The 811-nt window shown below is 58.6% G+C and carries 2 protein-coding genes; one reads left to right on the top strand and one right to left on the bottom strand.

The genetic code is table 11. The annotated features are described in order from the left end of the window. Window positions 1-428: transposase (locus tag ACOCD2_RS23100; RefSeq protein ID WP_293653021.1), on the top strand; the 428-nt coding region annotated here is incomplete at its 5' end. On the opposite strand, the gene ACOCD2_RS23095 is transcribed toward ACOCD2_RS23100, so the two are convergent. Further along, window positions 425-811, bottom strand: a 387-nt coding sequence (locus ACOCD2_RS23095; protein WP_305803388.1) for a hypothetical protein, incomplete at its 5' end; no start/stop codon positions are given. The genes ACOCD2_RS23100 and ACOCD2_RS23095 overlap by 4 nt on opposite strands.

Here is an 811-nt window from a genome sequence, read left to right as displayed (position 1 = left end):
GGCTGACCGGTACGGCGTTTGCCAAGGCCCAGAGCACGACGATCCGCCTGAAACTGCTGAAAATCGGCGCCCGCCTGCGCCTGACAGCACGCAAAGTCTGGCTGTCCTTCTCGGAAGCGTACCCCTACGCCAGCGATATCGTTCAGATTCTGGCCAATCTCAAGCAGCACCCTGCTTGGTCACCCCCCTGGATAAACCCTATTACATCCGGCAGCGTTGACACAACCGATCAGACTCCGGTGCTGAGGGGCCGACGCGTCTGTTCCGTCGAAAAAACATCCTCCAGAGCCCCTGAGAGAGCGAAAAACACGAGAATCTCTTCTCTTGGCGAGTACCTTGGCACGAGAAATGGGCTATCGGGCTATCTTGGCCACGTCCCGGCGCCCAAAAACACCGGAACCAGGGGATCGGTGAGCGATGCGGGCTAGGCAACGGCATGCAAACGCTCCATGGCATCCCGCCACACTGCCTGGTTCAGATACTGGTCGAGCAAGGTATTGAGCTTCCAGCGAAAGCTGCTGAGCTGCCTGGCATCGTTTCCCCGGGGCGCCATGTCCAGGAAGATCGCCATGTAGGTTGAAGGTGACAACCTGCCATCCTGCACCATGAACCACAGGGTGCTCCAAATCCCCGGCCGGACCGAAGCCGGGAGCAAATCCAGATGCCTGCGTGCATAGGCCATGCTGCGGTCATCCAGGTAGAATTTTGCGTAGGCATGATCACCGTAGTTCGGATACACAAAATCAGGTGCCGGTTCTCCCACCAAGTCATCGACTGCTGTCCGCTCGCCAGTGACGTTGACCGTGACGGT

The organism is Thiolapillus sp. (assembly GCF_048562965.1).
GTDB classification, from domain to species: Bacteria; Pseudomonadota; Gammaproteobacteria; order Chromatiales; family Chromatiaceae; genus Thiolapillus; species Thiolapillus brandeum_A.
Note: the sequence above shows the minus strand (reverse complement) of the source record. Positions and strands in the feature narration are given on the sequence as shown.